This is a genomic window from Caulobacter sp. GW821-FHT11E11 (genome assembly GCF_058808315.1).
The window spans coordinates 83,548-105,742 of the sequence record NZ_JBXARO010000009.1; the positions used below are offsets into that span (position 1 = coordinate 83,548).

General features: G+C 68.0%; 30 protein-coding genes, 1 other RNA gene and 1 pseudogene. 14 read left to right on the top strand and 18 right to left on the bottom strand.

The genetic code is table 11. The annotated features are described in order from the left end of the window. Positions 1 to 5: 5 nt before the first annotated feature. From ruvB to ruvC, 3 genes are read right to left on the bottom strand one after another with little or no spacing between them, the layout of a single operon-like run. Positions 6 to 1,046, bottom strand: a complete 1,041-nt coding sequence (gene ruvB / locus AC1RR5_RS21620) for a Holliday junction branch migration DNA helicase RuvB (RefSeq protein ID WP_492924910.1) — start codon at positions 1,044 to 1,046, stop codon at positions 6 to 8. Continuing rightward, positions 1,043 to 1,657, bottom strand: coding sequence for a Holliday junction branch migration protein RuvA (gene ruvA, locus AC1RR5_RS21625; RefSeq protein ID WP_492924912.1), 615 nt, complete (start codon positions 1,655 to 1,657; stop codon positions 1,043 to 1,045). The genes ruvB and ruvA overlap by 4 nt, the downstream gene beginning before the upstream one ends. Next, positions 1,654 to 2,160 (bottom strand): crossover junction endodeoxyribonuclease RuvC, encoded by a 507-nt coding sequence (gene ruvC, locus AC1RR5_RS21630; protein WP_492925279.1) that lies wholly within the window; start codon positions 2,158 to 2,160, stop codon positions 1,654 to 1,656. The genes ruvA and ruvC overlap by 4 nt, the downstream gene beginning before the upstream one ends. A gap of 122 nt (positions 2,161 to 2,282) precedes the next feature. On the opposite strand from ruvC, the gene AC1RR5_RS21635 reads away from it, so the two are divergent. Next, on the top strand, positions 2,283 to 3,704 hold the full coding sequence (locus AC1RR5_RS21635) for a M20/M25/M40 family metallo-hydrolase (protein ID WP_492924914.1): 1,422 nt from the start codon (positions 2,283 to 2,285) through the stop codon (positions 3,702 to 3,704). A 68-nt stretch (positions 3,705 to 3,772) separates the two neighbouring features. Then, positions 3,773 to 4,054: a hypothetical protein gene (locus tag AC1RR5_RS21640; RefSeq protein WP_492924916.1), complete on the top strand. Its 282-nt coding sequence runs from the start codon at positions 3,773 to 3,775 to the stop codon at positions 4,052 to 4,054. Here AC1RR5_RS21640 and AC1RR5_RS21645 read toward each other — a convergent pair. From AC1RR5_RS21645 to AC1RR5_RS21660, 4 genes are read right to left on the bottom strand one after another with little or no spacing between them, the layout of a single operon-like run. Then, the gene (locus AC1RR5_RS21645) at positions 4,051 to 4,983 is read right to left on the bottom strand and encodes a nucleoside hydrolase (RefSeq protein WP_492924918.1); all 933 of its coding nucleotides are present in this window, start codon (positions 4,981 to 4,983) and stop codon (positions 4,051 to 4,053) included. The genes AC1RR5_RS21640 and AC1RR5_RS21645 overlap by 4 nt on opposite strands. 38 nt (positions 4,984 to 5,021) lie before the next feature. Continuing rightward, the gene (locus AC1RR5_RS21650) at positions 5,022 to 5,717 is read right to left on the bottom strand and encodes an MgtC/SapB family protein (RefSeq protein WP_492924920.1); all 696 of its coding nucleotides are present in this window, start codon (positions 5,715 to 5,717) and stop codon (positions 5,022 to 5,024) included. Positions 5,718 to 5,752: 35 nt separating this feature from the next. Continuing rightward, positions 5,753 to 6,718 (bottom strand): phosphoribosylaminoimidazolesuccinocarboxamide synthase, encoded by a 966-nt coding sequence (locus AC1RR5_RS21655; RefSeq protein WP_492924922.1) that lies wholly within the window; start codon positions 6,716 to 6,718, stop codon positions 5,753 to 5,755. Further along, entirely contained in the window at positions 6,718 to 7,473 is a 756-nt protein-coding gene (locus AC1RR5_RS21660) for a YebC/PmpR family DNA-binding transcriptional regulator (protein WP_492924924.1), read from the bottom strand. The genes AC1RR5_RS21655 and AC1RR5_RS21660 overlap by 1 nt, the downstream gene beginning before the upstream one ends. A 144-nt stretch (positions 7,474 to 7,617) precedes the next feature. On the opposite strand from AC1RR5_RS21660, the gene AC1RR5_RS21665 reads away from it, so the two are divergent. Further along, a complete protein-coding gene (locus AC1RR5_RS21665; protein WP_492924925.1) occupies positions 7,618 to 8,268 on the top strand; it encodes a glutathione S-transferase family protein in 651 nt (216 codons plus the stop codon). A 52-nt stretch (positions 8,269 to 8,320) separates the two neighbouring features. On the opposite strand, the gene AC1RR5_RS21670 is transcribed toward AC1RR5_RS21665, so the two are convergent. Next, entirely contained in the window at positions 8,321 to 8,734 is a 414-nt protein-coding gene (locus AC1RR5_RS21670; RefSeq protein ID WP_454717853.1) for an organic hydroperoxide resistance protein, read from the bottom strand. 146 nt (positions 8,735 to 8,880) lie between these two features. On the opposite strand from AC1RR5_RS21670, the gene AC1RR5_RS21675 reads away from it, so the two are divergent. Continuing rightward, on the top strand, positions 8,881 to 9,405 hold the full coding sequence (locus tag AC1RR5_RS21675) for a hypothetical protein (RefSeq protein ID WP_492924927.1): 525 nt from the start codon (positions 8,881 to 8,883) through the stop codon (positions 9,403 to 9,405). Here AC1RR5_RS21675 and AC1RR5_RS21680 read toward each other — a convergent pair. From AC1RR5_RS21680 to ssrS, 3 genes are all read right to left on the bottom strand, one after another. After that, positions 9,402 to 10,223 carry a TIGR00282 family metallophosphoesterase gene (locus AC1RR5_RS21680; protein WP_492924929.1) on the bottom strand — a complete coding sequence of 274 codons (822 nt, stop codon included), beginning with the start codon at positions 10,221 to 10,223 and terminating at the stop codon, positions 9,402 to 9,404. The two genes, AC1RR5_RS21675 and AC1RR5_RS21680, sit on opposite strands and share 4 nt — an antisense overlap. A gap of 22 nt (positions 10,224 to 10,245) precedes the next feature. Beyond that, positions 10,246 to 10,854 (bottom strand): 5-formyltetrahydrofolate cyclo-ligase, encoded by a 609-nt coding sequence (locus tag AC1RR5_RS21685; RefSeq protein ID WP_492924931.1) that lies wholly within the window; start codon positions 10,852 to 10,854, stop codon positions 10,246 to 10,248. Between the two features lie 34 nt (positions 10,855 to 10,888). Continuing rightward, positions 10,889 to 11,051, bottom strand: a non-coding RNA gene (gene ssrS, locus AC1RR5_RS21690) — 6S RNA. A gap of 110 nt (positions 11,052 to 11,161) precedes the next feature. Between ssrS and AC1RR5_RS21695 the strand changes: the two genes are divergently transcribed. Both AC1RR5_RS21695 and AC1RR5_RS21700 read left to right on the top strand, forming a co-directional pair. After that, entirely contained in the window at positions 11,162 to 11,443 is a 282-nt protein-coding gene (locus tag AC1RR5_RS21695) for a type II toxin-antitoxin system ParD family antitoxin (RefSeq protein WP_492924933.1), read from the top strand. Between the two features lie 34 nt (positions 11,444 to 11,477). Beyond that, positions 11,478 to 11,741, top strand: a pseudogene (locus tag AC1RR5_RS21700) (type II toxin-antitoxin system RelE/ParE family toxin); the annotation flags it as partial. A 2-nt stretch (positions 11,742 to 11,743) separates the two neighbouring features. Here AC1RR5_RS21700 and AC1RR5_RS21705 read toward each other — a convergent pair. Together AC1RR5_RS21705 and AC1RR5_RS21710 are read right to left on the bottom strand one after the other, a co-directional pair. Beyond that, complete coding sequence (locus AC1RR5_RS21705; protein WP_291880144.1) at positions 11,744 to 12,070, bottom strand: cell division protein ZapA; 327 nt, start codon at positions 12,068 to 12,070, stop codon at positions 11,744 to 11,746. Positions 12,071 to 12,073: 3 nt separating this feature from the next. Next, a complete protein-coding gene (locus AC1RR5_RS21710; RefSeq protein WP_492924935.1) occupies positions 12,074 to 12,457 on the bottom strand; it encodes a hypothetical protein in 384 nt (127 codons plus the stop codon). A gap of 215 nt (positions 12,458 to 12,672) precedes the next feature. Between AC1RR5_RS21710 and gap the strand changes: the two genes are divergently transcribed. From gap to fba, 4 genes are all read left to right on the top strand, one after another. Then, a complete protein-coding gene (gene gap / locus AC1RR5_RS21715; RefSeq protein ID WP_492924937.1) occupies positions 12,673 to 13,680 on the top strand; it encodes a type I glyceraldehyde-3-phosphate dehydrogenase in 1,008 nt (335 codons plus the stop codon). A 54-nt stretch (positions 13,681 to 13,734) separates the two neighbouring features. After that, positions 13,735 to 14,094 carry a hypothetical protein gene (locus AC1RR5_RS21720; protein ID WP_492924939.1) on the top strand — a complete coding sequence of 120 codons (360 nt, stop codon included), beginning with the start codon at positions 13,735 to 13,737 and terminating at the stop codon, positions 14,092 to 14,094. Between the two features lie 10 nt (positions 14,095 to 14,104). Then, positions 14,105 to 15,295: a phosphoglycerate kinase gene (locus tag AC1RR5_RS21725; protein WP_492924941.1), complete on the top strand. Its 1,191-nt coding sequence runs from the start codon at positions 14,105 to 14,107 to the stop codon at positions 15,293 to 15,295. A gap of 138 nt (positions 15,296 to 15,433) precedes the next feature. After that, a complete protein-coding gene (fba, locus tag AC1RR5_RS21730; RefSeq protein ID WP_492924943.1) occupies positions 15,434 to 16,525 on the top strand; it encodes a class II fructose-bisphosphate aldolase in 1,092 nt (363 codons plus the stop codon). A 56-nt stretch (positions 16,526 to 16,581) separates the two neighbouring features. Here the strand turns inward: fba and AC1RR5_RS21735 are convergent, their stop codons facing one another. From AC1RR5_RS21735 to AC1RR5_RS21745, 3 genes are all read right to left on the bottom strand, one after another. After that, entirely contained in the window at positions 16,582 to 17,268 is a 687-nt protein-coding gene (locus tag AC1RR5_RS21735) for a DUF1109 domain-containing protein (protein WP_492924945.1), read from the bottom strand. 161 nt (positions 17,269 to 17,429) lie between these two features. Continuing rightward, entirely contained in the window at positions 17,430 to 18,068 is a 639-nt protein-coding gene (nrsF, locus tag AC1RR5_RS21740; protein ID WP_492924947.1) for an anti-sigma-F factor NrsF, read from the bottom strand. Continuing rightward, positions 18,055 to 18,594 carry a sigma-70 family RNA polymerase sigma factor gene (locus AC1RR5_RS21745; protein ID WP_492924949.1) on the bottom strand — a complete coding sequence of 180 codons (540 nt, stop codon included), beginning with the start codon at positions 18,592 to 18,594 and terminating at the stop codon, positions 18,055 to 18,057. The genes nrsF and AC1RR5_RS21745 overlap by 14 nt, the downstream gene beginning before the upstream one ends. A 180-nt stretch (positions 18,595 to 18,774) precedes the next feature. Between AC1RR5_RS21745 and AC1RR5_RS21750 the strand changes: the two genes are divergently transcribed. From AC1RR5_RS21750 to AC1RR5_RS21765, 4 genes are read left to right on the top strand one after another with little or no spacing between them, the layout of a single operon-like run. Next, complete coding sequence (locus tag AC1RR5_RS21750; RefSeq protein WP_492924951.1) at positions 18,775 to 19,062, top strand: BufA1 family periplasmic bufferin-type metallophore; 288 nt, start codon at positions 18,775 to 18,777, stop codon at positions 19,060 to 19,062. 58 nt (positions 19,063 to 19,120) lie between these two features. Beyond that, complete coding sequence (gene bufB, locus AC1RR5_RS21755) at positions 19,121 to 19,948, top strand: MNIO family bufferin maturase (RefSeq protein WP_492924953.1); 828 nt, start codon at positions 19,121 to 19,123, stop codon at positions 19,946 to 19,948. Further along, positions 19,941 to 20,663, top strand: coding sequence for an HvfC/BufC family peptide modification chaperone (locus tag AC1RR5_RS21760; RefSeq protein ID WP_492924955.1), 723 nt, complete (start codon positions 19,941 to 19,943; stop codon positions 20,661 to 20,663). The genes bufB and AC1RR5_RS21760 overlap by 8 nt, the downstream gene beginning before the upstream one ends. Next, a complete protein-coding gene (locus AC1RR5_RS21765; RefSeq protein ID WP_492924957.1) occupies positions 20,660 to 21,106 on the top strand; it encodes a DoxX family protein in 447 nt (148 codons plus the stop codon). The genes AC1RR5_RS21760 and AC1RR5_RS21765 overlap by 4 nt, the downstream gene beginning before the upstream one ends. Here AC1RR5_RS21765 and AC1RR5_RS21770 read toward each other — a convergent pair. Then, the gene (locus AC1RR5_RS21770; protein ID WP_492924959.1) at positions 21,075 to 21,494 is read right to left on the bottom strand and encodes a ribosomal maturation YjgA family protein; all 420 of its coding nucleotides are present in this window, start codon (positions 21,492 to 21,494) and stop codon (positions 21,075 to 21,077) included. The genes AC1RR5_RS21765 and AC1RR5_RS21770 overlap by 32 nt on opposite strands. Beyond that, on the bottom strand, positions 21,455 to 22,033 hold the full coding sequence (locus tag AC1RR5_RS21775) for a tryptophan-rich sensory protein (protein WP_492924961.1): 579 nt from the start codon (positions 22,031 to 22,033) through the stop codon (positions 21,455 to 21,457). The genes AC1RR5_RS21770 and AC1RR5_RS21775 overlap by 40 nt, the downstream gene beginning before the upstream one ends. Between the last annotated feature and the right edge of the window lie 162 nt (positions 22,034 to 22,195).

Sequence of the window (22,195 nt, forward strand, 5' to 3'; positions counted from 1 at the left end):
GGCGGCTACTCGTCGAACAGCGCGCCCTGCGTCGTCCCCGGCGGGGCGGCGGGCGGGGTCAGGCCCAGGTGGAGATAGGCCTTGCCGCAGGCCATGCGGCCGCGCGGCGTGCGCTGGATGAAGCCCTGCTGCATCAGATAGGGCTCGATGACGTCCTCGACGGCGTCGCGGGCCTCGGCGATGGCGTAGGCGATGGTCTCCACGCCCACGGGGCCGCCGCCATAGTGCTCGATCATGGCGCGCAGGTAGCGGCGGTCCAGGCTGTCCAAGCCCACTTCGTCCACCTCCAGGCGAGCCAGGGCCAGGCCGGCGGCCTTGCGGTCGATGACGGCCGCGCCATCGGCGGTGGCGAAGTCGCGCACGCGGCGCAGCAGCCGGCCGGCGACACGCGGTGTGCCCCGGGCGCGCTTGGCGATCTCATCGGCGCCGTCTTCAGACAGCGGCGCGCCCATCTTGCGGGCCGCGCCCAGCAGCACGTGGCGCAGCTCGGCCGGGGTGTAGAACTCGAGGCGGATCGGAATGCCGAAGCGGTCGCGCAGCGGCGTGGCCAGCATGCCCGCCCGCGTCGTGGCGGCCACCAGGGTGAAGGGGGCCAGGTCGATGCGGATCGAGCGCGCCGATGGTCCCTCGCCGATCACGAGGTCCAGCACGTGATCCTCCATGGCCGGATAGAGGATCTCCTCGACGTTCGAGGACAGGCGATGGATCTCATCGATGAACAGGACGTCGTTCGGCTCGAGATTGGTCAGGATCGCGGCCAGGTCGCCGGGCTTGTTCAGCACCGGCCCCGAGGTGGCGCGGAAGTTCACGCCCAGCTCGCGGGCGACGATCTGGGCCAGGGTGGTCTTGCCCAGGCCCGGGGGGCCAAACAACAGCACGTGGTCGAGGGACTCGCCCCGGCCCTTGGCGGCCTCGATGAAGATGCGGAGATTGCCCTTGGCCTGCTCCTGGCCGACGAACTCGGCCAAGGTCTGGGGTCGCAGGGCGCGGTCGGTCGCCGGGACCTGGTCGCCGTGCTGGGGATCGCCGGAGATGATCCGGGTCACCGGCCCAGCTCCTGCAGGCCGGCCTTGATCAGCGCCTGGACGGTGGCCTCTTCACCCAGCTGCACGGCGGCGGCCTCGACGACGCGACGGGCGTTCACTTCGGCGACGCCCAGGCCCATCAGGGCGGCGACGGCGTCACCGGTTGGCGCGGGCTTGGCGGGGGTGGTCTTGGCGGAGGTCGGCGCGGTCATCAGCACCGGTCCGTCCGTGATCGGCTTGTCCTTCAGCTCGGTGACGATGCGCAGAGCGAGTTTCGGCCCCACGCCGCTGGCGCGACCGACGGCGGCCTTGTCTTCGCGAGCGACGGCGCTGGCCAGCTCAGCCGGCGACAGCACGTCCAGCACGGCCATGGCGGCCTTGGGCCCGACGCCTTGGATCGCCTGGAGCAGCACGAACGCCTTGCGGTCCTCGCGCGTGGCGAAACCATAGAGGCGCAGGCCGGCGCTCTCGCTCCACTGGCTCTCGATATGCAGCAGCGTCTCGTCGCCCAGGGCCGGCAGGCGTTGCAGCGTGCGGTGGCCGCAGCGGACGACATAGCCGACGCCCATGACGTCGATCAGGGCCTCTTCCTCGCCGACCTCGGCGACGGCGCCGCGCAGACGTCCGATCATGCGACTCTCCGGGCGGTGCGAGCGTGGGCGTGGGCGATGGCGACCGCCAGGGCGTCGGCGGCGTCAGCGGTCGGTGAACCGGCCGTCGGCAGGATCCGCGCGATCATGAAGGCGACCTGGGCCTTGTCGGCGCCGCCGGTCCCGACCACCGCCTTCTTGACCATGGCGTTGGAATATTCGGCCACGAGCAGCCCGGCGCGGGCCGGCGCGATCATCGCCGCCGCGCGGGCGTGGCCCAGCTTGAGCGTCGACTGGGCGTTGGTGTTGACGAAGGTCTCCTCGACCGCCGCCTCATCGGGCTTGTGCTGCTCGATCACCGCGCAGATGCCTTCAAAGAGATGCAAGAGGCGGTCCGAGAAAGCGGCCTTCTCATCGGGCGCGATCACGCCATGGGCCACATGCGTCACCCGCGAGCCGAGCACGCTGACGACGCCCCAGCCGGTGCGGCGGAGGCCAGGATCGAGTCCGAGGATGCGAATGGCGTTCATCATGTGTTCTCGCAACATCGTCTGATCCGCGCTTCAGGAAAAGCCCCTGTATTGCTAACGAGCGGTAAACGGCGGCCCTTGCGCGGCGCGTCTTGCCGGGCTCTCCTCCCGCCCAAGCTTCATTGGGGAGAGTACGGATGAAACGGTCGGTTTGGATGATGACGGCGGCGCTTCTGGCCGCGCCGGTTCTGGCTCACGCGCAGACGGCCGAGCCGCCCAAGACCGTCCGCCCCGACCAGCTGGCCTTCCGCGACCTCTACAAGGAGCTGGTCGAGATCAACACCACCCTGTCGGTCGGCAGCTGCACCGCCGCCGCCGAAGCGATGGGCGCACGGCTGAAGACGGCCGGTTTCCCCGAGGCCGACGTCAAGGTCGTGGTCGCCGACGGCCACCCCAAGGAAGGCAGCCTGGTGGCGATCCTCCACGGGACCGACGCCAAGTCCAAGCCCATGCTCCTCCTGGCCCACATCGACGTGGTCGAGGCCAACCGCGCCGACTGGACCCGCGACCCGTTCAAGCTGGTCGAGGAGAACGGCTACTTCTTCGGGCGCGGCACGTCGGACGACAAGGCCCAGGCGGCCATCTGGGTCGACAGCCTGATCCGCCTCAAGCAGGCCGGCTACAAGCCCAAGCGCGACATCAAGCTGGCCCTCACCTGCGGCGAGGAGAGCGAGGCCTATAACGGCATCGAGGACCTGGTGAAGAACCACCGCCCGCTGGTCGACGCCGAGTTCGCCCTGAACGAAGGCGCCGACGGCCTGCTGGACGAGCACGACAAGCCGGTCGTGCTGGAGGTTCAGGGCGGCGAGAAGGTCTATCAGGACTTTACCCTGACCGTGACCAATCCCGGCGGCCACTCCAGCCGCCCGGTGCCGGCCAACGCCATCTACCAGCTGTCGGCGGCCCTGGACCGCATCGGCGCCTACGGCTTCCCGGCGCGCTTCAACGACGCCACGCGCGGCTACTTCACCAAGATGCAGGCCCGCGTGAACCCCGAGCAGGCCGCGGCGATGAAGGCCCTGGTGGCCGACATCAATGACCCGGCAGCGCTGAAGGCCGTCGCCGCCGACCCGATGTGGAACTCGATGCTGCGCACCACCTGCGTTGCGACCATGGTCAATGCCGGCCATGCGCCCAACGCCCTGCCCCAGCGCGCCACCGCCAACGTCAACTGCCGCATCCTGCCCGGCACGCCGACCGAGGAAGTCCGCGCCAAGCTGGCCGAACTGGCCGCCGATCCGGTCGCCGTAACCCTGGCTCACGAGCCCAACAGCGTCTCGCCGCCCCCGCCCCTGACGCCCGCGATCATGGGCCCGATCGAGAAGCAGGCCGCCAAGCTGTGGCCCGGCGTTCCCGTGGTGCCGATCCTGCTGACCGGCGCCACCGACGGCGTTCACACCAACGCCGCCGGCATCCCGACCTACGGCGTGTCCGGCATCTTCGGCAGCTCGGACGGCGACGGCATCCACGGCCTGAATGAGCGCGTCCGGGTCAAGTCGCTCTATGACGGCCGCGACTTCCTGTACGCCCTGATCAAGGACTATGCGGGCGGGAAGTAACGCGCGTTTTTGCCCTGGAACCGTCGCTCCGCCTCCCTATCTTGGCTCCAACGATAGGGAGACGGACGATGGTGAGTACGTCGGACGATGGGATCCTGACCGAGTACATGGTCAGCTACTGGTCGATGAAGCACGAGAAGATCGACCGCCCGACCAAGCTCCTCGAGACCCTCTACATAACCGAGCGCTACCAGGCCGGCGAAAGTCTGCGCGAGGCGCGCTCGGCCTATGACCACGCTGTGTGGAACGGCGTGCCGGTGTCGGAAATGGACCGCCGCCTGGCCGAGCTGGACCAGTTCATGCGCGATCTGGTCCGCGAACGCGCCGCCCAGTGGGGCTTGCCGCACTAGGCGGCTTCCACGGCGCTCCAGCCGAACAGCCCGCCCAGGATCAGGCGCTTGACGGCGGCGATGTCGAGGCCGGTGCAGACCTCGGCATTGGGCGCGCCGTCGATGCGCTCGACCCGGCCCAGGCGCTCGCCGTCGACGATCACCCGCAGGCGGGCCGGCTCGAAGGTGAAGAGCTCGGGCGCGACCAGGCTGGCGGCGGCCACGGCGTCGTGCGGCCGACAGCCCTCGCCGCCCCAGACTTGCTGGTGGAAGGCGATATAGGCCTGGGCGGCCTTGGTCAGGCGCTGGGACAGGGGCGAGCCGCAGCAGACCGCGCCCTTTGCCAGGTCGTCGGCCGTGACCTGGACCTGGTGGCTGACGTCCAGCGGCATCAGGCGCGGCATGACCCCGGCCTCCAGGGTGCGCTGCAGGGCCTCCGGATCACTCCAGCTGTTGAAGTCGGCGCCGCCCTTGGCCTTGCCCTCGACGGCGAAGGCGCCGGCCACGATCGTCGGGCGCCAGTCGCGGAAGGCGGCGGGGTCTTCCAGCGAGGCCTTGGCCAGGTTGGTCAGCGGCCCCAGAAACAGGCCACCCAGCTTGCGACGGGCGGCGAAGGCCAGGAAGTTGGCGGAGTGGCCGCGTTCCAGCTCGGGCAGTTTCCAGCGCTGGGAGAAGCCCGCGCCGTTCAGGCCGTCGACGCCGTGGGCCGGCCGCATGCGCTCGACCCGGCGCTTGGCCAACCCCGCGCCGGCCCCGATATAGACCTCGGCCCCGCAGCCGGCGAGGCGCAGTACGCCCCGGGCATTGGCCGCCGCCTGATCCACATAGGTGTTGCCGAACACGGCCGAGACCGAGACCACCTCGACCGCCTGTCGCGCGCGCGCCAGCAGGGCCAGCGCCAAGGCGTCGTCCACGCCGCAGTCGGTGTCGATGTGAACCCGCAGAACCATGTGACGCAGTCTAGCGGCACGCTGTGACGGGGAGAAGATCAGTCCTTACGGGGAAGGATATCGAACTCGACGATCCGAGGGTCCTCGCGCAGCCGGTCGGCCACCGCCGACAGCGGCAAGGTATCTTTCCCCGAGAACATGCCCGACAGCTCGAAGATCGCCCCGCCGTCGACCAACCGTTGATCCAACCGCGCGCCTTTCAGCTCGAACGCGCCCAGCAGGTCGCGGAAATCGCTCTCGCGCAGCATCGCCTCGCGGCGCGACCGCACGCGGATCTCGGCGAAGTTCTTCTGCGGCAGGCGATGGTCGAGGAAGCGGGCGGCGCTCAGGACCACCAGGGCGATCACCGTGCCAACCACCGCCAGGCCGTACAGACCGACACCGAACAGGGTGCCTATGGCCGAAGTTATCCACAGGGAGGCTGCCGTGGTCAGGCCGTGGACCGAGAAGCCCTGCTGGAAGATCACCCCGCCACAGAGAAAGCCGACACCGGTCAGCACGCCGTGGGCCATCCGCACCGGGTCGATCCGCACGACCTCCATCGGCGTGTCGCTCATCCACCGCACTTGGTGAACGGCGGCCATCATCAACAGAGACGAGGCCAGGGCGACCAGCACGTGGGTGCGCAGGCCGGCGGGCCGGCTGCGATATTCGCGCTCCAGCCCGATCGCCCCGCCGGCGATCACCGCGCCGACGATGGGAAGGTAGTCGTAGGGAGACAGCAGCCAGTCCATGCCGGCTGTAACGAGCGGGGAGCTTGAGTGATCCCTTAGCCGACCAGGTAGCTGTCCAGGTTGCGCCGCACGCGGTCGAGCACCGGCTCGGCCGCGTCGGGCTTGGCGAAGGTCTGGCCCGTGATCGTCTCGAACGCCTCGATATAGACGTCCGAGGTTTGACGGATCAGGTCTTCGGGGATTTCCGGGATCGGGTCGTTGTAGGGGTCGCAGCGCTGGGCCACCCAGGCGCGGACGAAGTCCTTGTCGAAGCTGTCGGGGCGCTCGCCAGCCTCGAACCGGGCCTCGTAAGTCGCGGCCTTCCAGAAGCGGCTGCTGTCGGGCGTGTGGATCTCGTCGGCCAGCACGATGCGGCCATCCGCGTCTAGGCCGAACTCGTACTTGGTGTCGGCCAGGATCAGGCCGCGCTGAGCCGCTAGCTCCTGCCCGCGCGCGAACAGGGCCAGGGCGTAGGCGCCCAGCGTGTCCCATTGCTCGGCCGTCAGCAGGCCCTGCTCCAGGATCTGGGCGGGCGAAAGTGGCGCGTCATGGTCGCCGTCGGCGGCCTTGCTGGTGGGGGTGAGGATCGGCTGCGGCAGGCGCTGGTTGGCGCGCAGACCGTCGGGCAGAGTGACGCCGTACATCTGGCGCTCGCCCTTGTTGTACAGCGTCAGGATCGAGGTTGAGGTGGTCCCGGCCAGATAACCCCGCACCACCAGCTCGACCGGCAGCATCTCCAGCCGCTGGCCGATCAGCACGTTCGGGTCCGGATAGGCCACGACGTGGTTGGGGCAGATGTCGCCCGTGACGTCGAACCAGTAGCGCGCCGTCTGGGTCAGCACCTGGCCCTTGTACGGCACGGCGCACAGGTTGAGGTCGAAGGCGCTGAGCCGGTCCGACGCGACGATCACCCGGCGACCGTCCGGCAGGTCGTAATTGTCCCGCACCTTGCCACGATAATGGTTGGGCAGGCCCGGAAGATCGACGACTTCCAGGGCGTTCAAGGTGCGGGACATGGTCATCAACCCAGCTTGGCCAGGTCTTCGTCGCTGATGTCTTCGTTCGAGTAGACGTTCTGGACGTCGTCGTCGTCGTCCAGCAGGTCGAGCAGCTTCATCAAGGTGGCGACGCTGTCGCCGGTGACCGGCACCTGCATCTTCGGACGCCAGGCGATCTTGGTGTTCGACGCCGCGCCGAACTTGGCTTCCAGGGCGGCGGCTACTTCGTTCAAACTCTCGAAGGCGGTGTAGATGGTGTGGCCTTCGCCTTCCTCGCCCATGTCCGAGGTGACGTCATCGGCGCCGGCCTCGATGGCGGCTTCCATCATGTCGTCTTCCGACGCGGCCTTGGCCGGGTAGGTGATCTGGCCGACGTGATCGAAGTTGAAGGTCACCGAACCGGTGGCCCCCATGTTGCCGCCGATCTTGGTGAAGTAGGACCGGACGTTGGCGGCGGCGCGGTTCTTGTTGTCGGTAAGGACCTCGACAATGATGCCGACGCCACCGGCGGCGACGCCTTCGTAGCGGATTTCCGAATAGTCGGCCGCGTCGCCCATCTGCGACTTCTTGATCGCGCGGTCGATGACGTCCTTGGGCAGGCTTTCGGCCTTGGCGTTGTTCACGGCCAGGCGCAGGCGCGGGTTCATAGCCGGATCGGGCAGGCCGGTCTTGGCCGCGACGGTGATTTCCCGCGACAGCTTGGAGAACAGCTTGGAGCGCGCGGCATCGGCGCGGCCCTTGCGGTGCATGATGTTCTTGAATTTCGAGTGGCCGGCCATTCGGAGGCTCTGTCTCTGATCTGAAAAATGGAGTGTGGGCGCTTCTAGCGTCCGAGGGCGGGTTTTGTCACCCCCGAGGGGTATTGCGTAACGCTGATGGTCGATATAGTTAGGCAATTACTTAAGTGTTTGGGAGCGACCGCCATGAGCCTGACGCTGCACGCCCACCCTCTGGCCTCGTTCTGCTGGAAGGTGCTGATCGGCCTCTACGAGAACGACATAGCGTTCGAGAACGTGCTGGTCGATCTGGGCGATCCGGCCGGGCGCGAGGCGTTCCTGAGGCTGTCGCCGATGGGCAAGATGCCGGCCCTGCGGGATGGCGCCCGCGACGAGACGGTGATCGAGACCACGGTCATCCTCGACTATCTGGACGCCCACTATCCAGGTCGCGTGCGATTCACGCCGAGCAATCCGGATTTTGCCTGGCGGATGCGGTTCTGGGACCGGTTCTTCGACAACTACGTCCAGACGCCGATGCAGAAGATCGTCGCCGACCGCCTGCGTCCGCCGGAAGCCAAGGACGGTTTCGGCGTCGACGAGGCCTACGGCCAGCTGGCCCAGGCCTGCGATCACCTGGAGAGCGTGCTGGCCGATGGCCGCTCATGGATGTGCGGCGACTTCGGCCTGGCCGACTGCGCGGCGTTCCCGGCGCTGTTCTATGCCGACAAGGTCCAGGCCTTCGACGGCCGCTGGCCGCTGTGCCTGGAATATCTGGAACGGCTGAAGGACCGGCCGTCGGTGCAGCGCGTGCTGACCGAGGCCGAGCCCTTCTTCAAGTTCTTCCCGGAGGCTTGATGCTTTGCGGCGCGCTCGGGCGGCGAACCGCTCACACTTCGCCTAGCGCGCCTTAGGCGACCTCAAGCTGCACATCGACATTGCCGCGGGTCGCCTTCGAGTACGGGCAGACCTCGTGGGCGGTGTGCAGCAGCTTCAGAGCCGTCTCGCGGTCCAGCTCCGGCGCGTTCAGTTTCAGGCGCACGGCGATGTGGAAGCTGGTCTCGTCCTTGATCAGGTCGACTTCGCTGTCCAGGCTGTGCTCGCCCAGCTTGACGCCGGTGTTGCGGGCGACCAGGCCCAGCGCGCCCAGGAAGCAGGCGCCATAACCGGCCGCGAACAGCTGCTCAGGATTGGTGCCGCTGCCGTCGCCGCCGAGCGACTTGGGATAGCCCAGCGTCACGTCCAGGTGGCCGTCGTCGGTCTTGGCGGTGCCTTGGCGGCCGCCCACGGCGTGGGCCTTGGCGGTGTAGAGGGCGTCGGTCATGGCGGTGTCTCCGTTGGCGTAGGGAGCCGATCAAAGACTCGATCCGTGACAGTCGCAAGCTAAGCGCAGTCGAAGGATGCGCTTTCGCTCATGCGCAAGTTGCGCGACCTTGCCGAAAGACCCCCAGCGACCGCAAGGAGACGTGAATGGCTTGGGCAGCGATCGCCGCCAGCCTCCTCGTATCGGCCTCGAGCGCACCGCCCCAGCCGCAACGCACGACGGCCGTTCGCCCCTGGTACCAGGTGTCCTGGTTCGGCGGCCGATCGACCGCACAAGGCGTCATGCTGCTGAGCCGGGTGACTTCAGACGCCGCGCCCCCGTTTTGGATCGCCGAGCAACGCGACTCGACCGACTGGATCGACGGCAGGACATGTCCGGCGCTGGGAAAGGCGGCGGACGCCCTGGCCGATCTTCCCGTGCGCATGCAGAACTCAAACGAGAACGCCTCGATCGACGTCATCTACGATGCCGGCGTCACCATCGTGAGAGGCCCGTTCCACCTCAAAGGCGGCGTGGTCCTGGCGACCTTCCAGGATCAGCTCGGTCCTCTGGATCAATGGCGGCGAGCGACCGCCCAGGCGCTCGCCGCCTGCTGGTCGAAGGCTTCGATGGCGAACGATATCCCCGCAGGTGCCAAGACGCCCGACTGGCTGGAGATGATCCGCGATTAGACCTCGGGAATGCTCTGCTGCAGACGCCCGCCTACGCGGATCGGCTCGACGCGCACCGCCAGACCGGTGCGATCGTCGGTCTCGACGAACACGCCGCACACCGTCGCCGGACCCGAGGCCGGCGTGTAACGGCCACCGCTGATCTTGGTGGTGAAGCGGCGCAGCGGCTCGTCCTTCTGGTTGCCGATCACGCTGTCATAGTCGGCGCAGGCGCCTGCGTCGGTCTGATAGGCGGTGCCGCCCGGCAGGACCTGGCAGTCGGCGGTCGGGACGTGGGTGTGGGTGCCGACCACCAGCGAGGCGCGGCCGTCACAATAGTGGCCCATGGCCATCTTCTCGGATGTGGCCTCGCAGTGCATGTCGACGATCACCGCGTCGGCCACCTGGCCCAGCGGGGCCTTGTCCAGCTCACGGTCGGCGGCGGCGAACGGATCGTCCATGGCGTCCATGTGGACCCGGCCCAGCAGGTTGACCACGAACACCGTCTTGCCGCTGTCGGTCTGGAACAGATGGCTGCCCCGGCCCGGGGCATCCGACAGGATCGGATAGTTGGCCGGGCGGATCAGGCGCGGCTCGCGGACGATATAGGTCAGGGCCTCGCGCTGGTCCCAGCTGTGATTGCCCAGAGTCAGGCAGTCGGCGCCGGCCTCGAACAGCTCGCGGGCGGTGTTCTCGGTGATGCCGAAACCGGCCGCCGCATTCTCGGCGTTGATGATCACGAACTCGAGGGAGAGCCGGCGGCGAAGATCGGGCAGATGGTCGGCCAGGCCGTCGCGGCCCGACTTGCCGACGACATCGCCGAAGAAGGCGAAACGCATCGAAAGTCCTTGGATCGAGCCGTCAGCGGCTCATGTCATTGACGGCCATATACTCTTTTTCGGTGAGAATGGCGTCCAGCCTTTGATCATGCGGCTCGTGCGGCAGATTTTCCACCTGCTGGCCGCTGTAGGCCAGGCCCAGGGCGAAGACCGTCTTCTCGGCCCGCAGCGCTTCCAGCGCCCGGTCGTAGTAGCCGCCGCCCTGCCCCAGCCGCAGGCCATCGCGCTGGAAGGCCAGCAGCGGGGTGATCACCAGATCGGGCTGGACCACCGAGGCCTCTGACGAAGGACTGCGCAGGCCGATGGCGTCATGGACCAGCGGCGCCGTCCGGTCCCAGCGCCGGAACACCATCTCGCCGTCGTCCTTGTCCAGCACCGCCGGCAGCGCCAGGTCCCAGCCCGCTTCCGCCAGTTGGTCGGCCAGGATACGCGGCGAAACCTCCGAGCCGAGCCCGTGATACAGGGCGGCGATCTTGCCCTTGGGGTTCGGGAACAGCTTCGCCAGCGGCTCGCGCGCCACTTCGGCGATCATCCAGTCGGCTTCGGGATGTTCGAGGGCCAGTTGCTTGCGCTGGTTCCGCAGGAAGACGCGCAGCGCGATCTTGGCCGCGAGGGGATCGGCGATGGTCATCGCCCGTCTATAGCGGCTTTGAAGGAAGAAAGGTGGCGGCGCCGCGAAGAACCGTGAAGACGTTTCAATCCACTCGAACCTGTTAGTTACAGGTGGGCCCCGTGTTCCCGCAGCCACGGCCACGGGAGGGAACAGGTCCCGATAGAGAGATTAAGGTCCCTGGGAATAGAAATCTTCGACGAGAGCCACAGCAAGACCCGCCGCTGAACAAGATAGGGGTTCGGCGGTGGGAAAGCCAGGGGCGGTGTGACGCAGACAGCGGTATGCATCCTTCATACCGCCTGATATCGTCGTGGCGGAGGCCCACATGACCACCGTCAGCAAACGCACCGTCAGCCTGCCCGCCGAACAGTCACGCTACATCGACGACCTCGTCGCGGCGGGAACCTATGCGTCCGCCAGCGAAGTCGTTCGCGCTGGCGTGCGCGCCCTGCAGGAACGAGACGCGGCTGTGGAACGCTGGCTGCGCGAAGACGTCGCCCCCGTATATGACGCGATGCTCGACGATCCGAACCGAGTCATCGACGCAGCTGAGGTCTTCGCTTCGATCCGCGCCCACCATGCTGATCGCCTGAAGACCAAGCCGTGACGCGAAAGATCGTCCTCTCGCCCGAGCGCGCGACGATCTTTTCGAACTCTATCGATACATAGCCGAGCGCGGCGCACCGAACGCCGCCATGGCCTACATCGCGCGGATAGAAAAGCGCTGCGCCAATCTCGCGAGCTTTCCCGAGCAGGGTCACCGGCGCGACGACATTCGGCCTGGTCTCAGGCTTCTAGGTTTCGAGCGAAAAACCGAAATCGCCTTCCACGTCACGCCCAACGCTGTCGTGATCGACCGGATTTTTCACGGCGGGCGAGAGGTCGATGTCGAGTTCGACGGCTGAGACTACTCCGCCGCCAGTTTCTCGATCTTTTCCGCCGCCGCATCCAGCGCCCGGATGGCCGCGATCTCGGCCTTGGTGCCTTCCTGGTTCAGGCGGCTGATCTCGGCGTTGGCGTGGGCCAGGCGCAGTTTCATGTCCGACAGCTCGTCGGCCAGCAGCAGGGCGCCCATCAGGAAGAGCCGGGTCTCGCCCAGCTGGCCGACGTCGCTGCTGACCTGGCGGACCTGGCGGTCGAAGAGGCGCGCGAGTTCCGTCAGGTGCGGCTCCTGGCCGTCCTCACAGCCGACCATGTAGGGGCGGCCGTTCACGTGGATGGTCACCTGCGCCATCGGTCAGCCCTCCTTGGGATCGGCGAACAGATCCTCGTCCTGAGCCGGCGCGGCCGTCTCGTCGTCATCGTGCGCATGGTCGTCGTTGGCCACGGACTCGTCGCCCAGGGCCGAGCGGATCTCGGCGATGGCGCGGCCCAGGGCCGCCGAGGCCTGCTCGCCGGCTTCCTCCAGCGCCTTTTCGCGCTCGCGGGCGGCGTCCAGGTCGGCGATCAGGCGGATGCGTTCCTGGTCGTCGAAAAGACCAGGCTCGGCCGACGTCGGGGCCGGCGCGGGCGCGCGGACGGCTTCGGCCGCCTTGGCCGCGAGACGCTGTTCCAGCGCCCCGACCGCACGCTCCAGGCGGCGCACGGCGAGGTCGAGGGCCGTACCGTCGGCCGGGATCATCGGCGAATTCCAATCATGCGACGCAACATATAGATGGGCCCCGTCTATGCCAGTCGTCGGGGCGAGATTTGGGCGATGCTGAGCCCATAGCAGCATTCATCTGGGCGGTCTCAGTTTCTCAGGCCTTGACTTCGCGTCTTTCCCCCGCAAAACGCCACCCCAAATAGGGAACGCCGGTCGAACCCGACACGGCGGTCATAACAGGAGAAAGACCCATGGCTATTCGCGTCGCCATCAACGGCTTCGGCCGCATCGGACGTCTGGTCCTGCGCTCCATCGCCGAGCATGGCCGCCGCGACATCGAGGTCGTCGCCATCAACGACCTGGGCCCGGTCGAGACCAACGCCCACCTGCTGCGCTACGACAGCGTGCACGGCCGCTTCCCCGGCACGGTCACGTCGGGCGAGGACTGGATCGATGTCGGCATGGGCAAGATCAAGGTCACCGCGATCCGTGACCCGAAGGACCTGCCGCACAAGGAACTGGGCGTCGACATCGCGTTCGAGTGCACCGGCATCTTCACCGCCCGCGACAAGGCCGCCCTGCACCTGGAAGCCGGCGCCAAGCGCGTGCTGGTCTCGGCCCCGGCCGACGGCGCCGACAAGACCATCGTCTACAAGGTCAACCACGAGACCCTGACCGCTGACGACATCGTCGTCTCGAACGGCTCGTGCACCACCAACGCCCTGGCCCCGGTGGCCAAGGTCCTGCACGACCTGGTCGGCATCGAGCGTGGCTACATGACCACGATCCACAGCTACACCGGCGACCAGCCGACGCTGGACACCATGCACAAGGACCTCTACCGCGCCCGCGCCGCGGCCCTGAGCATGATCCCGACCTCGACCGGCGCCGCCAAGGCCCTGGGCCTGGTCCTGCCGGCCTTGAAGGGCAAGCTGGACGGCTCGTCGATCCGCGTCCCGACCCCGAACGTCTCGGTCATCGACCTGAAGGTCGTGCCGACCCGCGACACCACGGTGGAAGAGATCAACACGGCCCTGAAGGCCGCCGCCGACGGCGACATGAAGGGCGTGCTGTTCACGACGACCGACCCGCTGGTCTCGTCGGACCTGAACCACATCGCCGCCAGCTCGACCGCCGCCCTGCCCCAGACGCAAGTCATCGAGGGCAAGCTGGTCCGCGTCCTGTCCTGGTACGACAACGAGTGGGGCTTCGCGACCCGCATGAGCGACACGGCCCTCGAGATGGCCAAGTTCCTCTAAGAGCCTGAAAGACCCCCGTCCCTCCAAGGACGGGGGTTTTGCTTGGCGGATCGCATGAAGCGCTGGCTCATCCTCGCCCTGCTGGCCGTGACAGCCGCCCCGGTCGCCTATCTGGGCGCGTTCGGCCTGGTGGCTCTGCCGGGCGCATTCGCCGGCGTGCTGATGTGGCTGGATGGTTATCGCGACCGCGTCCCGGCCAAGTACAGCCTGGCCAATTTGCCCGGCTGGATCCTGCTTTCCGCCTTGGCCGTGGCCTGGGTGTGGATCTTCTCGCTTCGGGCGCGGAGGCTTCTTGCCGAGCGCGACCGTCACCCTCTAGAGATCGCCGCGACCGTGGCGGTCCTCTGCCTCTTCGGCGTCTGCATGGTGTTCGCCTTCCGAACAGCCCTGTGGAGCTACACGCATAACCTGTGAGGTCTACTCGATGCCTTTCCGCACCCTCGACACCGCCGACCTCGCCGGCAAGCGCGCCCTGGTCCGGGTGGACTTCAACGTCCCCGTCGACAGCGGCAAGATCACCGACGACACCCGCCTGCGCGCGGCGCTGCCGACCATCCACTACCTGTCCAAGCAAGGCGCCAAGGTTGTCCTGCTGGCCCACTTCGACCGCCCCAAGGGCAAGGTCGTGCCGGCGATGAGCCTGGCCTTCGTGGCCGAACCGCTGGCCAATCTGCTGGAACAGCCGGTGGCCTTCGCTTCGGACGCCATCGGCGCTGAAGCCGCCAAGGTCGTCGACGGCCTGGAGAACGGCGGCGTCGCCCTGCTGGAGAACGTCCGCTTCCACGCCGGCGAAGAGACCAACGACGCCGACTTCGCCAAGGCCCTGGCCGCCAACGGCGACGTCTATGTCAACGACGCCTTCAGCGCCGCCCACCGCGCCCACGCCTCGACCGAAGGCCTGGCCAAGCTGCTGCCGGCCTATCCGGGCCTGTCGATGCAGCGCGAGCTGGAAGCCCTGGACGCCGCGCTGGGCAACCCGAAGAAGCCGGTGATCGGCATCGTCGGCGGCTCCAAGGTCTCGACCAAGCTCGATTTGCTCAACAACCTGGTCGCCAAGCTGGATCGCCTGGCGATCGGCGGCGGCATGGCCAACACGTTCCTGTTCGCGCAGGGTCACGACGTCGGCGGCTCGCTCTGCGAGAAGGACCTGGCCGACACCGCCCGTGAGATCATCGCCAAGGCCGCCGCCGCCGGCTGCGAACTGCTGCTGCCGGTCGACGTTGTCGTGGCCAAGAAGGTCGCGCCGGGCGTCGAGACCGCCGTCCGTCCGCTGAACGAAGTGCAGGCCGACGACCTCATTCTGGACGCCGGTCCCGAGAGCGCCAAGCGCCTGCTGACGGCCATGGACGCAAGCAACACCCTGATCTGGAACGGCCCGCTTGGTGTGTTCGAAGTCCCTCCGTTCGACGAAGCGACGGTTTCGGCGGCAAAACACGCTGCATCGCTGGCGAAATCGGGTAAACTCGTGGCAGTCGCGGGCGGCGGTGATACTGTCGCTGCACTGAACCACGCGGGCGTGTCGGCGGACTTTACTTTCGTCTCGACCGCCGGCGGCGCGTTCCTTGAATGGATGGAGGGCAAGACCCTTCCGGGCGTCGCGGCGCTCGAGGCCTAAAGAGACTTGTCCTGGCGCGGATCGTGCAGATCCGCGCCGGACTGAAGACTGAATGATCCGGGCAGAGAACGCACAAGCGTCACGGCCCCAATAACAAGAAACGACCCAACCTACTTAACGCTTGCAGGAGAGAACTACGTGGCTCGCATCACGCTGCGCCAGCTGTTGGACCATGCCGCCGAGCATGAGTACGGCTTGCCCGCTTTCAATATCAACAACATGGAACAGGGCCTGGCGATCATGGAGGCGGCGGAAGCCGTCAACTCGCCGGTCATCATCCAGGCCTCGCGCGGCGCGCGGAACTACGCCAACGACATCATGTTGGCCAAGATGATCGACGCGCTGGTCGACATCTATCCGAACATCCCGGTCTGCATGCACCAGGACCACGGCAACGGCCCGGCGACCTGCGCCACGGCGATCCAGTACGGCTTCACCTCGGTGATGATGGACGGCTCGCTGATGGAAGACGCCAAGACCCCGGCGACCTACGAGTACAATGTCGAGGTCACCCGCAAGGTGGTCCAGATGGCCCACAGCTGCGGCGTCTCGGTCGAGGGCGAGCTGGGCGTGCTGGGCTCGCTGGAAACCGGCATGGGCGAGGCCGAAGACGGCCACGGCTTCGAGGGCAAGCTCTCGCATGACGAGCTGTTGACCGATCCGGATCAGGCTGTCGACTTCGTGCAGTCGACCGGCGTCGACGCCCTGGCCATCGCCATGGGCACCAGCCACGGCGCCTACAAGTTCACGCGCAAGCCGGACGGCGACGTCCTGGCCATGAACGTGATCGAGGAAATCCACCGCCGCCTGCCCAACACCCACCTGGTGATGCACGGCTCGTCCAGCGTTCCGCAGGACCTGCAGGACATCATCAACCAGTACGGCGGCGAGATGCCCCAGACCTGGGGCGTGCCGGTGGAAGAGATCCAGCGCGGCATCAAGCACGGCGTGCGCAAGATCAATGTCGACACCGACAACCGCATGGCCATCACCGGCGCGATCCGCAAGCTGCTGGCCGAGAAGCCGCACGAGTTCGACCCGCGCGCCTACATGAAGCCGGCCAAGGAAGCCATGCGTAAGGTCTGCCAGGCGCGCTTCGTCGAGTTCGGCTCGGCCGGCCACGCCGACAAGATCAAGGCGATCTCGACCGCGACCATGGCCAAGCGCTACACGGCCGGCGAACTGGACGCCAAGTTCGGCGCCGGCGCGGCCAAGGCCGCCGCCGAGTAGGCTGATCTAGCGATAGAAGACGAAGAGGCCTCCCGGAGCGATCCGGGAGGCCTTTTTCATTCCGCGGCTAAAGCCAGAAAGCGGCGGCGACGGGCGAGCAGCTTGATCGCGCCGGCCCCGATCCCACCGCTGACCAGCATGGCCAGGGTGAACCAGGGACCGACGAAGGCGTAGGTCCCCTGCCAGCAGTGCAAGCCGTCGACCGTCGCCGCGACGCCCCCACAAAACAGTCCGGCCGCAAAGCCGGTGGGCGCGGGTCGAAGCAGATCGACGTCGCGCAGTCCGAAGGCCGTCAGCGCCAGCATCGGCGCGGCGATGACCAGGATGTTGCCCATGCAGACCAAGGCGTTGGGCCAATGCAGCGTGGCCAGGGCGGCGCCGCTCATGCCCGCGTTCTGGACGCCGGCGACGATCAGCATGGCGCAGGCGGCCGCGCCGGCCAGCGCCAGGGCCATGACGCCGCCCAGGCGCCCGCGCGCCAGCCAGGTGGTCGCTACCAAAGCGCAGGCGGCAACGCCCGCGGGATACGCCGCCTTGATCCAGAAGAAGGCCTGGCCGGCCGCCACGGACAGGTCGGGCCGCAGGTCGAGCCACAGCAGGATCATCAACACGCCCGCCAAGGCTCCGGCCCCGGCGATCTCGGCCAGCCGCCAAGGCAGGGTTGCCGTCGTCCAGATGGGTGCAACAAGCCCCTCGCCGCTCGCCCCTCCCTCCAGAGGGGCGACGGTGTCGTCAATCGTCACGCGCCTCTCCCCACAGAGCCGGCAGGCGGTTTCAGCAGCGCTTGTCGCGGGTCAGTCGCGAAAGCGCGGGCACTTCATTGGCGGAACGATGGTTTGTCAATCGACCTCAAGGCGACGATACGAAACTTGATCGTCACTACTTCTGAGGACAGGCGGTCTGCCTACCAGCGCAGCGCCCAGCGCCCGATCAGCGCGCCCAGGGCGGCCAGCGACAGCACGCCGAGGCTGTACCAGAGGGCCACGAAGGTGAAGGTGTTCTCGGCGCAATGCAGCCCATAGACGGTGGCCGCCACGCCGCCCGCGAACAGGCCCGTGGCGAAGCCCGCGGCGACGGGCTGGGTCGGGGCCATGCCGCGCACGGCCCACAGGCCCAGGGCCAGCATGGGCAGGCCCAGCATCAGGATGTTGCGGCTGCAGACATGCCAAGAGTGCCCGCGCAGCATGTGCAGGGCCATCTGGATGTCGGGGCTCATGATCGCCTGGACGACGCCCGCCACGCTGAACAGGGCCAGCACCGCGCCGCCCAGCATCCAGCCGCGCCGGCCCGAGCCCGCCGGACGCGACAGGCGCTCGATCGCCAGATAGCCGGCCAAGCCCAGCGCCCCGGTATAGAGCGCCTTCATCCAGAACATGCCGCCGCGCATGGCGGGCATCAGGTCGTGGCGGGTGTGCAGCCAGGCCAGCACCAGGACCAGCGCCGCCAGGGCGCCCAGGCCGGCGACAATCGCCAGCCGGCGCGGCGGCGCGCGTGTCGGTCCCGCATCCTGGGCCAGGGCGTCGATCAGATCATCCGTTCGCACGGCGCATCCTTTCCGCCAGGGCCTTCAGCGCCCGGTGCAGGGCGACCTTGGCCGCGCCCTCGGAAATGCCCGCGCGGGCCCCGGCCTCGGCGAGAGACAGGCCCGTCAGCTTGACGTCGGAAACCAGGGTCCGCTGCTTGTCGGACAGGGTGGCCAGAGCGCGATCCAGCTCCAGCCCGACGCCGGGATCGGGCTCGTCTGCGGCCAGGAACTCGATGTGGTCTTCGATCGGCAGTGTCTGGCGGATCTTACGCCGCCGCCAGTGATCGATCAGCTTGTAGCGCGCCACCGCATGCGCCCAGGCAGTGAACGACTGGGACGAGTCCCAGGTCGACCGCTTGAGATGCACCGCCAGCAGCGTCTCTTGCACCAGATCCTCCACATCGCCGGGCGCGCCGGACATCCGCCGCGCGAAATAGGCGCGAAGCCGAACGCCGAGAACGGCCAGACACTCGCGATAGGCGGCGGCGTCGCCGTCCAGCCCGCGCAGCATCAGCGCCTTCAAACGGGTCTCGGTTTCCGTCACGCCTGCCCCTATTCGCGCGCGAGGAGCGGATGGTTACACGGTGTCGTGTCGGCCGGGAAAGCGCCCCGCCGAAATTTTGTTCGCCGACCGGTGTAACCTCGCGCCGTGTCGCTTCGTACCTATCCTCGACCGGGCGGCGGGAGAGCCGCTTGGCGTGAAACGCCCAAAGGAGAGAACCCCATGAACCGCACCGCCACTACCGCCGCCCTCGCCGCCGTCCTGGCCCTGTCGGCCGGCGTCTCGATCGCCGCCGCCGACGACCACGGCAAGGCCAAGGGCGACCAGGAAAAGTGCTACGGCGTCGCCAAGGCCGGCGAGAACGACTGCAAGGCGGGCGCGGGCACCTCGTGCGCCGGCAGCTCGAAAGTCGACTACCAGCCCGACGCCTGGAAGATGGTCAAGAAGGGCACCTGCGTCACGATCAAGACCCCGACCGGCATGGGCTCGCTGACCGCGCCGAAGGCTTAAGGTCCAGCTTCCGATCTCCCCGGCGGCGCCGGGGAGATCGGGCTTTGGGAACACCCCGATGATCACCGCCGGCCTCGGCCTCAAATCCCAGCACTATGACGACGCGCTCACGTGCGACGCCCAGGGGCTGTGGTTCGAGGTCCATCCCGAGAACTACATGTCGGCCGGCGGGCCGCGCCTGGCCGCGCTGGAGGCCGTCCGCGCGCGCTATCCGCTATCGCTGCACGGGGTGGGCCTGTCGCTGGCCGCCGACGCCGATCCGGACGCCGAGCACCTGGCCGCGCTCAAGCGCCTGGTCGATCGGTTCGAGCCGTTCGCGGTCTCCGAGCACCTGGCCTGGTCGACCCATCGCGGCGCGCACCAGCCCGACCTCCTGCCCTTCCCGCGCACGAAGGCGGCGCTGGCCCGCATCGCCGCCAATATCGGCCGCATGCAGGACGCCCTGGGCCGCCGCGTGCTGGTCGAAAACCCGTCCCTCTACCTGCCCCTGACCGGACACGACCTGGACGAGGTCGGCTTCCTGACCGCTCTGGTCGCGCGTACCGGCTGCGGCCTGCTGGTCGATGTCAACAACGTCTTCGTCAGCGCCAGGAACCTAGGCTACAGCGCCGAAGCCTATCTGGACGCCCTGCCCGCCGACGCCATCGGCGAGATCCACCTGGCCGGCCACGGCGCCGACGAAGGCGGCTCGGGCCTGCTGATCGACACCCATGGCGCGCCGGTGGCCGAGCCCGTCTGGGCGCTCTATCGCCGCCTGATCCGCCGCGTCGGCTCGCGCCCGACCCTGGTCGAGCGCGACGACGACATCCCCGCCTTCGCGAAGCTGATGGCCGAGCGCGACCGCGCCGCCGGCGAGCTGGCCGCGCTGGAGGCCGTCGATGCCTGAGCTGCTCGACTTCCAGGACGCCTTCGTCGCCGCCTTGGCCGGCAGCCCGTCGGCTCTTTCGCCCTGGCTCGCGCCAGGCGAGGGCCAAGCCGGCCTGTCGGTCTATCGCAACACCATCGCCAAGGGTTGTGTCGACGCCCTGGCCGCTAATTTCCCAACCGTGCTGTCGATGGTCGGCGAGGACTGGTTCCGCGCCGCCGCCGCCCTGTTCGCCCGCGAGGCGCCGCCGACCAGCGCCGCCCTGCTGGACTATGGCGAGGCCTTCCCCGCCTGGCTCCAGCGCTTCCCACCGGCCGACGACACGCCATACCTGGCCGGAATCGCCCACCTGGACCGCCTGTGGACCGAGGCCCTGTTCGCCGCCGAAGCCCCGGTCCTGACCGCCCAGGCGCTGGCGACCGCAGACTTGGCCACGGCGCGCTTGGCTCTGCATCCCAGCGTCCGTTTCGCCAGCTTCGAGGCTGGCCTGCCCAGCCTGTGGTCGGCGTCGCGCGCGGGCCGAGAGGACCTCGAATTGTCCGATCGCGCCGAGGCGCTCCTGCTCGTTCGCGACAAGGGCGCAGTTATGCATCGCGTGATCGGCGCGGCCGAAACCGCGTTCCTGCGCGCCTGCCGCGATGACCACACCGCTGCCGAAGCCGCCGAGCGCGCGCTCGAAGCCGATCCCGGCTCCGACCTCGCCCGTCTGTTCGCCGATGGAGTCTTCGCCCGATGACCGCCCTGTCCCTGCGCGCGCCCTTCGACGCCTTCGCCCAGACCGCCCGCAAGGTGCTGACCGAGGACGTCCTGGCGCTGGTCACCCGGTTCGGCGTGGCGGCGATCTTCTTCCAGTCGGGCCGGACCAAGGTCGACGGCCTGCTGCACATTACCGACGGCACCTATTCGCTGTTCGAGAGCGAGTACCATGTGCCCCTGCTGTCGCCAGTCGTGGCGGCGCACGCGGCGACCTATGCCGAGCACCTGTTCTCGATCCTGCTGGTGCTGGGCCTGTTCACGCGCCTGTCGGCCCTGGCCTTCCTGGCCATGACCGTGGTGATCGAGGTGTTCGTCTATCCGGACGCCTGGCCTACCCACCTGTCGTGGGCGGGTCTGCTGATGTTCCTTATCGCGCGCGGCGGCGGCCGGTTCAGCCTGGACGCGGCGCTGAAGATCGCCTGACCCAGGCCAAGTCCACTGCCACGGCTACGAAAGCGCCGACCAGATAGCAGAGGATATCGCGCGGATCGAAGACGCCGCCCAGCACTACGCGCGCCAGACGGTTCTGCCTCAGCCCGATCGCATCCAGAATGTGGACCAATTGGCCCAGCTCGATGAGCACCGCGATCGCCAGAGCCACACCGGCTGCCACGATGCTGTCCAGCGAGGTCGCCGCGCGCAAAGCCAGATAGACCAGGATCACCGCCAGCACGTCGCCCAGATAGGGCCGCACGAAGATGTCGTCCCACCACAGAGCGATGGCGACTTCAATCAGGAAGACCGCGCCAGCGAGCAGCGCGTAGACCGTCCTCAATGAATCGTCGGGACGCGCATTGGCGACCGGCGCCACAGCTGCGCGGTCAGGGCGTTGGCGATGCCGATCCAGCCGAAGTCCGGGGCCGAACCGCCCCCAACCTTGCGGGCTTCCAGCGCATAGGCGGCCGAGGCCGCCAGCGAGGCCGTGGCCGCGCCCAGCTGGCCGCCGACGCGGCGCGCGCCCAGGCCCAGCCACAGGGCGTTGAAGCCCTGCACCAGGCTCCAGATGGTCAGGGCGCGGGTGCGGGCTGGGCTGGCGGGTGCATTCCAGGTGCGCAGGCCCGACAGGGTCATGGCGATGAACAGCGGCGGCAGCAGCAGGCTGGTCAGGGGCTTGGGCTGGTGAGCCACCGGCTCGTGCATCTCGGCGAACTCGACCGCGTACATCTCGTCGTCCAGCACCGCCTCATGGCGGCGGCCCATCATCAGGGCGGCGACGATCGCGCCGCCGGCCAAGGCCGCGCCGATCGCGACCTGCGCCGCCGGATGGACGCCGGCATCCCGCCGATCGATCTCGAACGCTTCGCGACCGGCCAGGGCGCGCTCGCGCGACTTTCCGTTGGCGATATGCATGGCGGGACTCCCTCGTGAACTCGCAAGGTCAAACAGCCCAGCTGAGCCTTGGTTCCAGCTCGAGCAGGGCCTCGAACGCATGATGGCGTGATCCGCGCACCGCGCCACCGAAAATGCGGCGCGACATGTCGGACGCCCGACATCGCGGAGGACAACTTTTTG

Excerpts from the sequence above, each read along its gene's own strand:
- ruvA (WP_492924912.1), bottom strand. The coding sequence starts at position 1,657 with ATGATCGGACGTCTGCGCGGCGCCGTCGCCGAGGTCGGCGAGGAAGAG.
- AC1RR5_RS21635 (WP_492924914.1), top strand. The coding sequence starts at position 2,283 with ATGAAACGGTCGGTTTGGATGATGACGGCGGCGCTTCTGGCCGCGCCG.
- AC1RR5_RS21640 (WP_492924916.1), top strand. The coding sequence starts at position 3,773 with ATGGTGAGTACGTCGGACGATGGGATCCTGACCGAGTACATGGTCAGC.
- AC1RR5_RS21645 (WP_492924918.1), bottom strand. The coding sequence starts at position 4,983 with ATGGTTCTGCGGGTTCACATCGACACCGACTGCGGCGTGGACGACGCC.
- AC1RR5_RS21650 (WP_492924920.1), bottom strand. The coding sequence starts at position 5,717 with ATGGACTGGCTGCTGTCTCCCTACGACTACCTTCCCATCGTCGGCGCG.
- AC1RR5_RS21655 (WP_492924922.1), bottom strand. The coding sequence starts at position 6,718 with ATGACCATGTCCCGCACCTTGAACGCCCTGGAAGTCGTCGATCTTCCG.
- AC1RR5_RS21660 (WP_492924924.1), bottom strand. The coding sequence starts at position 7,473 with ATGGCCGGCCACTCGAAATTCAAGAACATCATGCACCGCAAGGGCCGC.
- AC1RR5_RS21665 (WP_492924925.1), top strand. The coding sequence starts at position 7,618 with ATGAGCCTGACGCTGCACGCCCACCCTCTGGCCTCGTTCTGCTGGAAG.
- AC1RR5_RS21670 (WP_454717853.1), bottom strand. The coding sequence starts at position 8,734 with ATGACCGACGCCCTCTACACCGCCAAGGCCCACGCCGTGGGCGGCCGC.
- AC1RR5_RS21675 (WP_492924927.1), top strand. The coding sequence starts at position 8,881 with ATGGCTTGGGCAGCGATCGCCGCCAGCCTCCTCGTATCGGCCTCGAGC.
- AC1RR5_RS21680 (WP_492924929.1), bottom strand. The coding sequence starts at position 10,223 with ATGCGTTTCGCCTTCTTCGGCGATGTCGTCGGCAAGTCGGGCCGCGAC.
- AC1RR5_RS21685 (WP_492924931.1), bottom strand. The coding sequence starts at position 10,854 with ATGACCATCGCCGATCCCCTCGCGGCCAAGATCGCGCTGCGCGTCTTC.
- AC1RR5_RS21695 (WP_492924933.1), top strand. The coding sequence starts at position 11,162 with ATGACCACCGTCAGCAAACGCACCGTCAGCCTGCCCGCCGAACAGTCA.
- AC1RR5_RS21705 (WP_291880144.1), bottom strand. The coding sequence starts at position 12,070 with ATGGCGCAGGTGACCATCCACGTGAACGGCCGCCCCTACATGGTCGGC.
- AC1RR5_RS21710 (WP_492924935.1), bottom strand. The coding sequence starts at position 12,457 with ATGATCCCGGCCGACGGTACGGCCCTCGACCTCGCCGTGCGCCGCCTG.
- gap (WP_492924937.1), top strand. The coding sequence starts at position 12,673 with ATGGCTATTCGCGTCGCCATCAACGGCTTCGGCCGCATCGGACGTCTG.
- AC1RR5_RS21720 (WP_492924939.1), top strand. The coding sequence starts at position 13,735 with ATGAAGCGCTGGCTCATCCTCGCCCTGCTGGCCGTGACAGCCGCCCCG.
- AC1RR5_RS21725 (WP_492924941.1), top strand. The coding sequence starts at position 14,105 with ATGCCTTTCCGCACCCTCGACACCGCCGACCTCGCCGGCAAGCGCGCC.
- AC1RR5_RS21750 (WP_492924951.1), top strand. The coding sequence starts at position 18,775 with ATGAACCGCACCGCCACTACCGCCGCCCTCGCCGCCGTCCTGGCCCTG.
- bufB (WP_492924953.1), top strand. The coding sequence starts at position 19,121 with ATGATCACCGCCGGCCTCGGCCTCAAATCCCAGCACTATGACGACGCG.
- AC1RR5_RS21760 (WP_492924955.1), top strand. The coding sequence starts at position 19,941 with ATGCCTGAGCTGCTCGACTTCCAGGACGCCTTCGTCGCCGCCTTGGCC.
- AC1RR5_RS21765 (WP_492924957.1), top strand. The coding sequence starts at position 20,660 with ATGACCGCCCTGTCCCTGCGCGCGCCCTTCGACGCCTTCGCCCAGACC.
- AC1RR5_RS21775 (WP_492924961.1), bottom strand. The coding sequence starts at position 22,033 with ATGCATATCGCCAACGGAAAGTCGCGCGAGCGCGCCCTGGCCGGTCGC.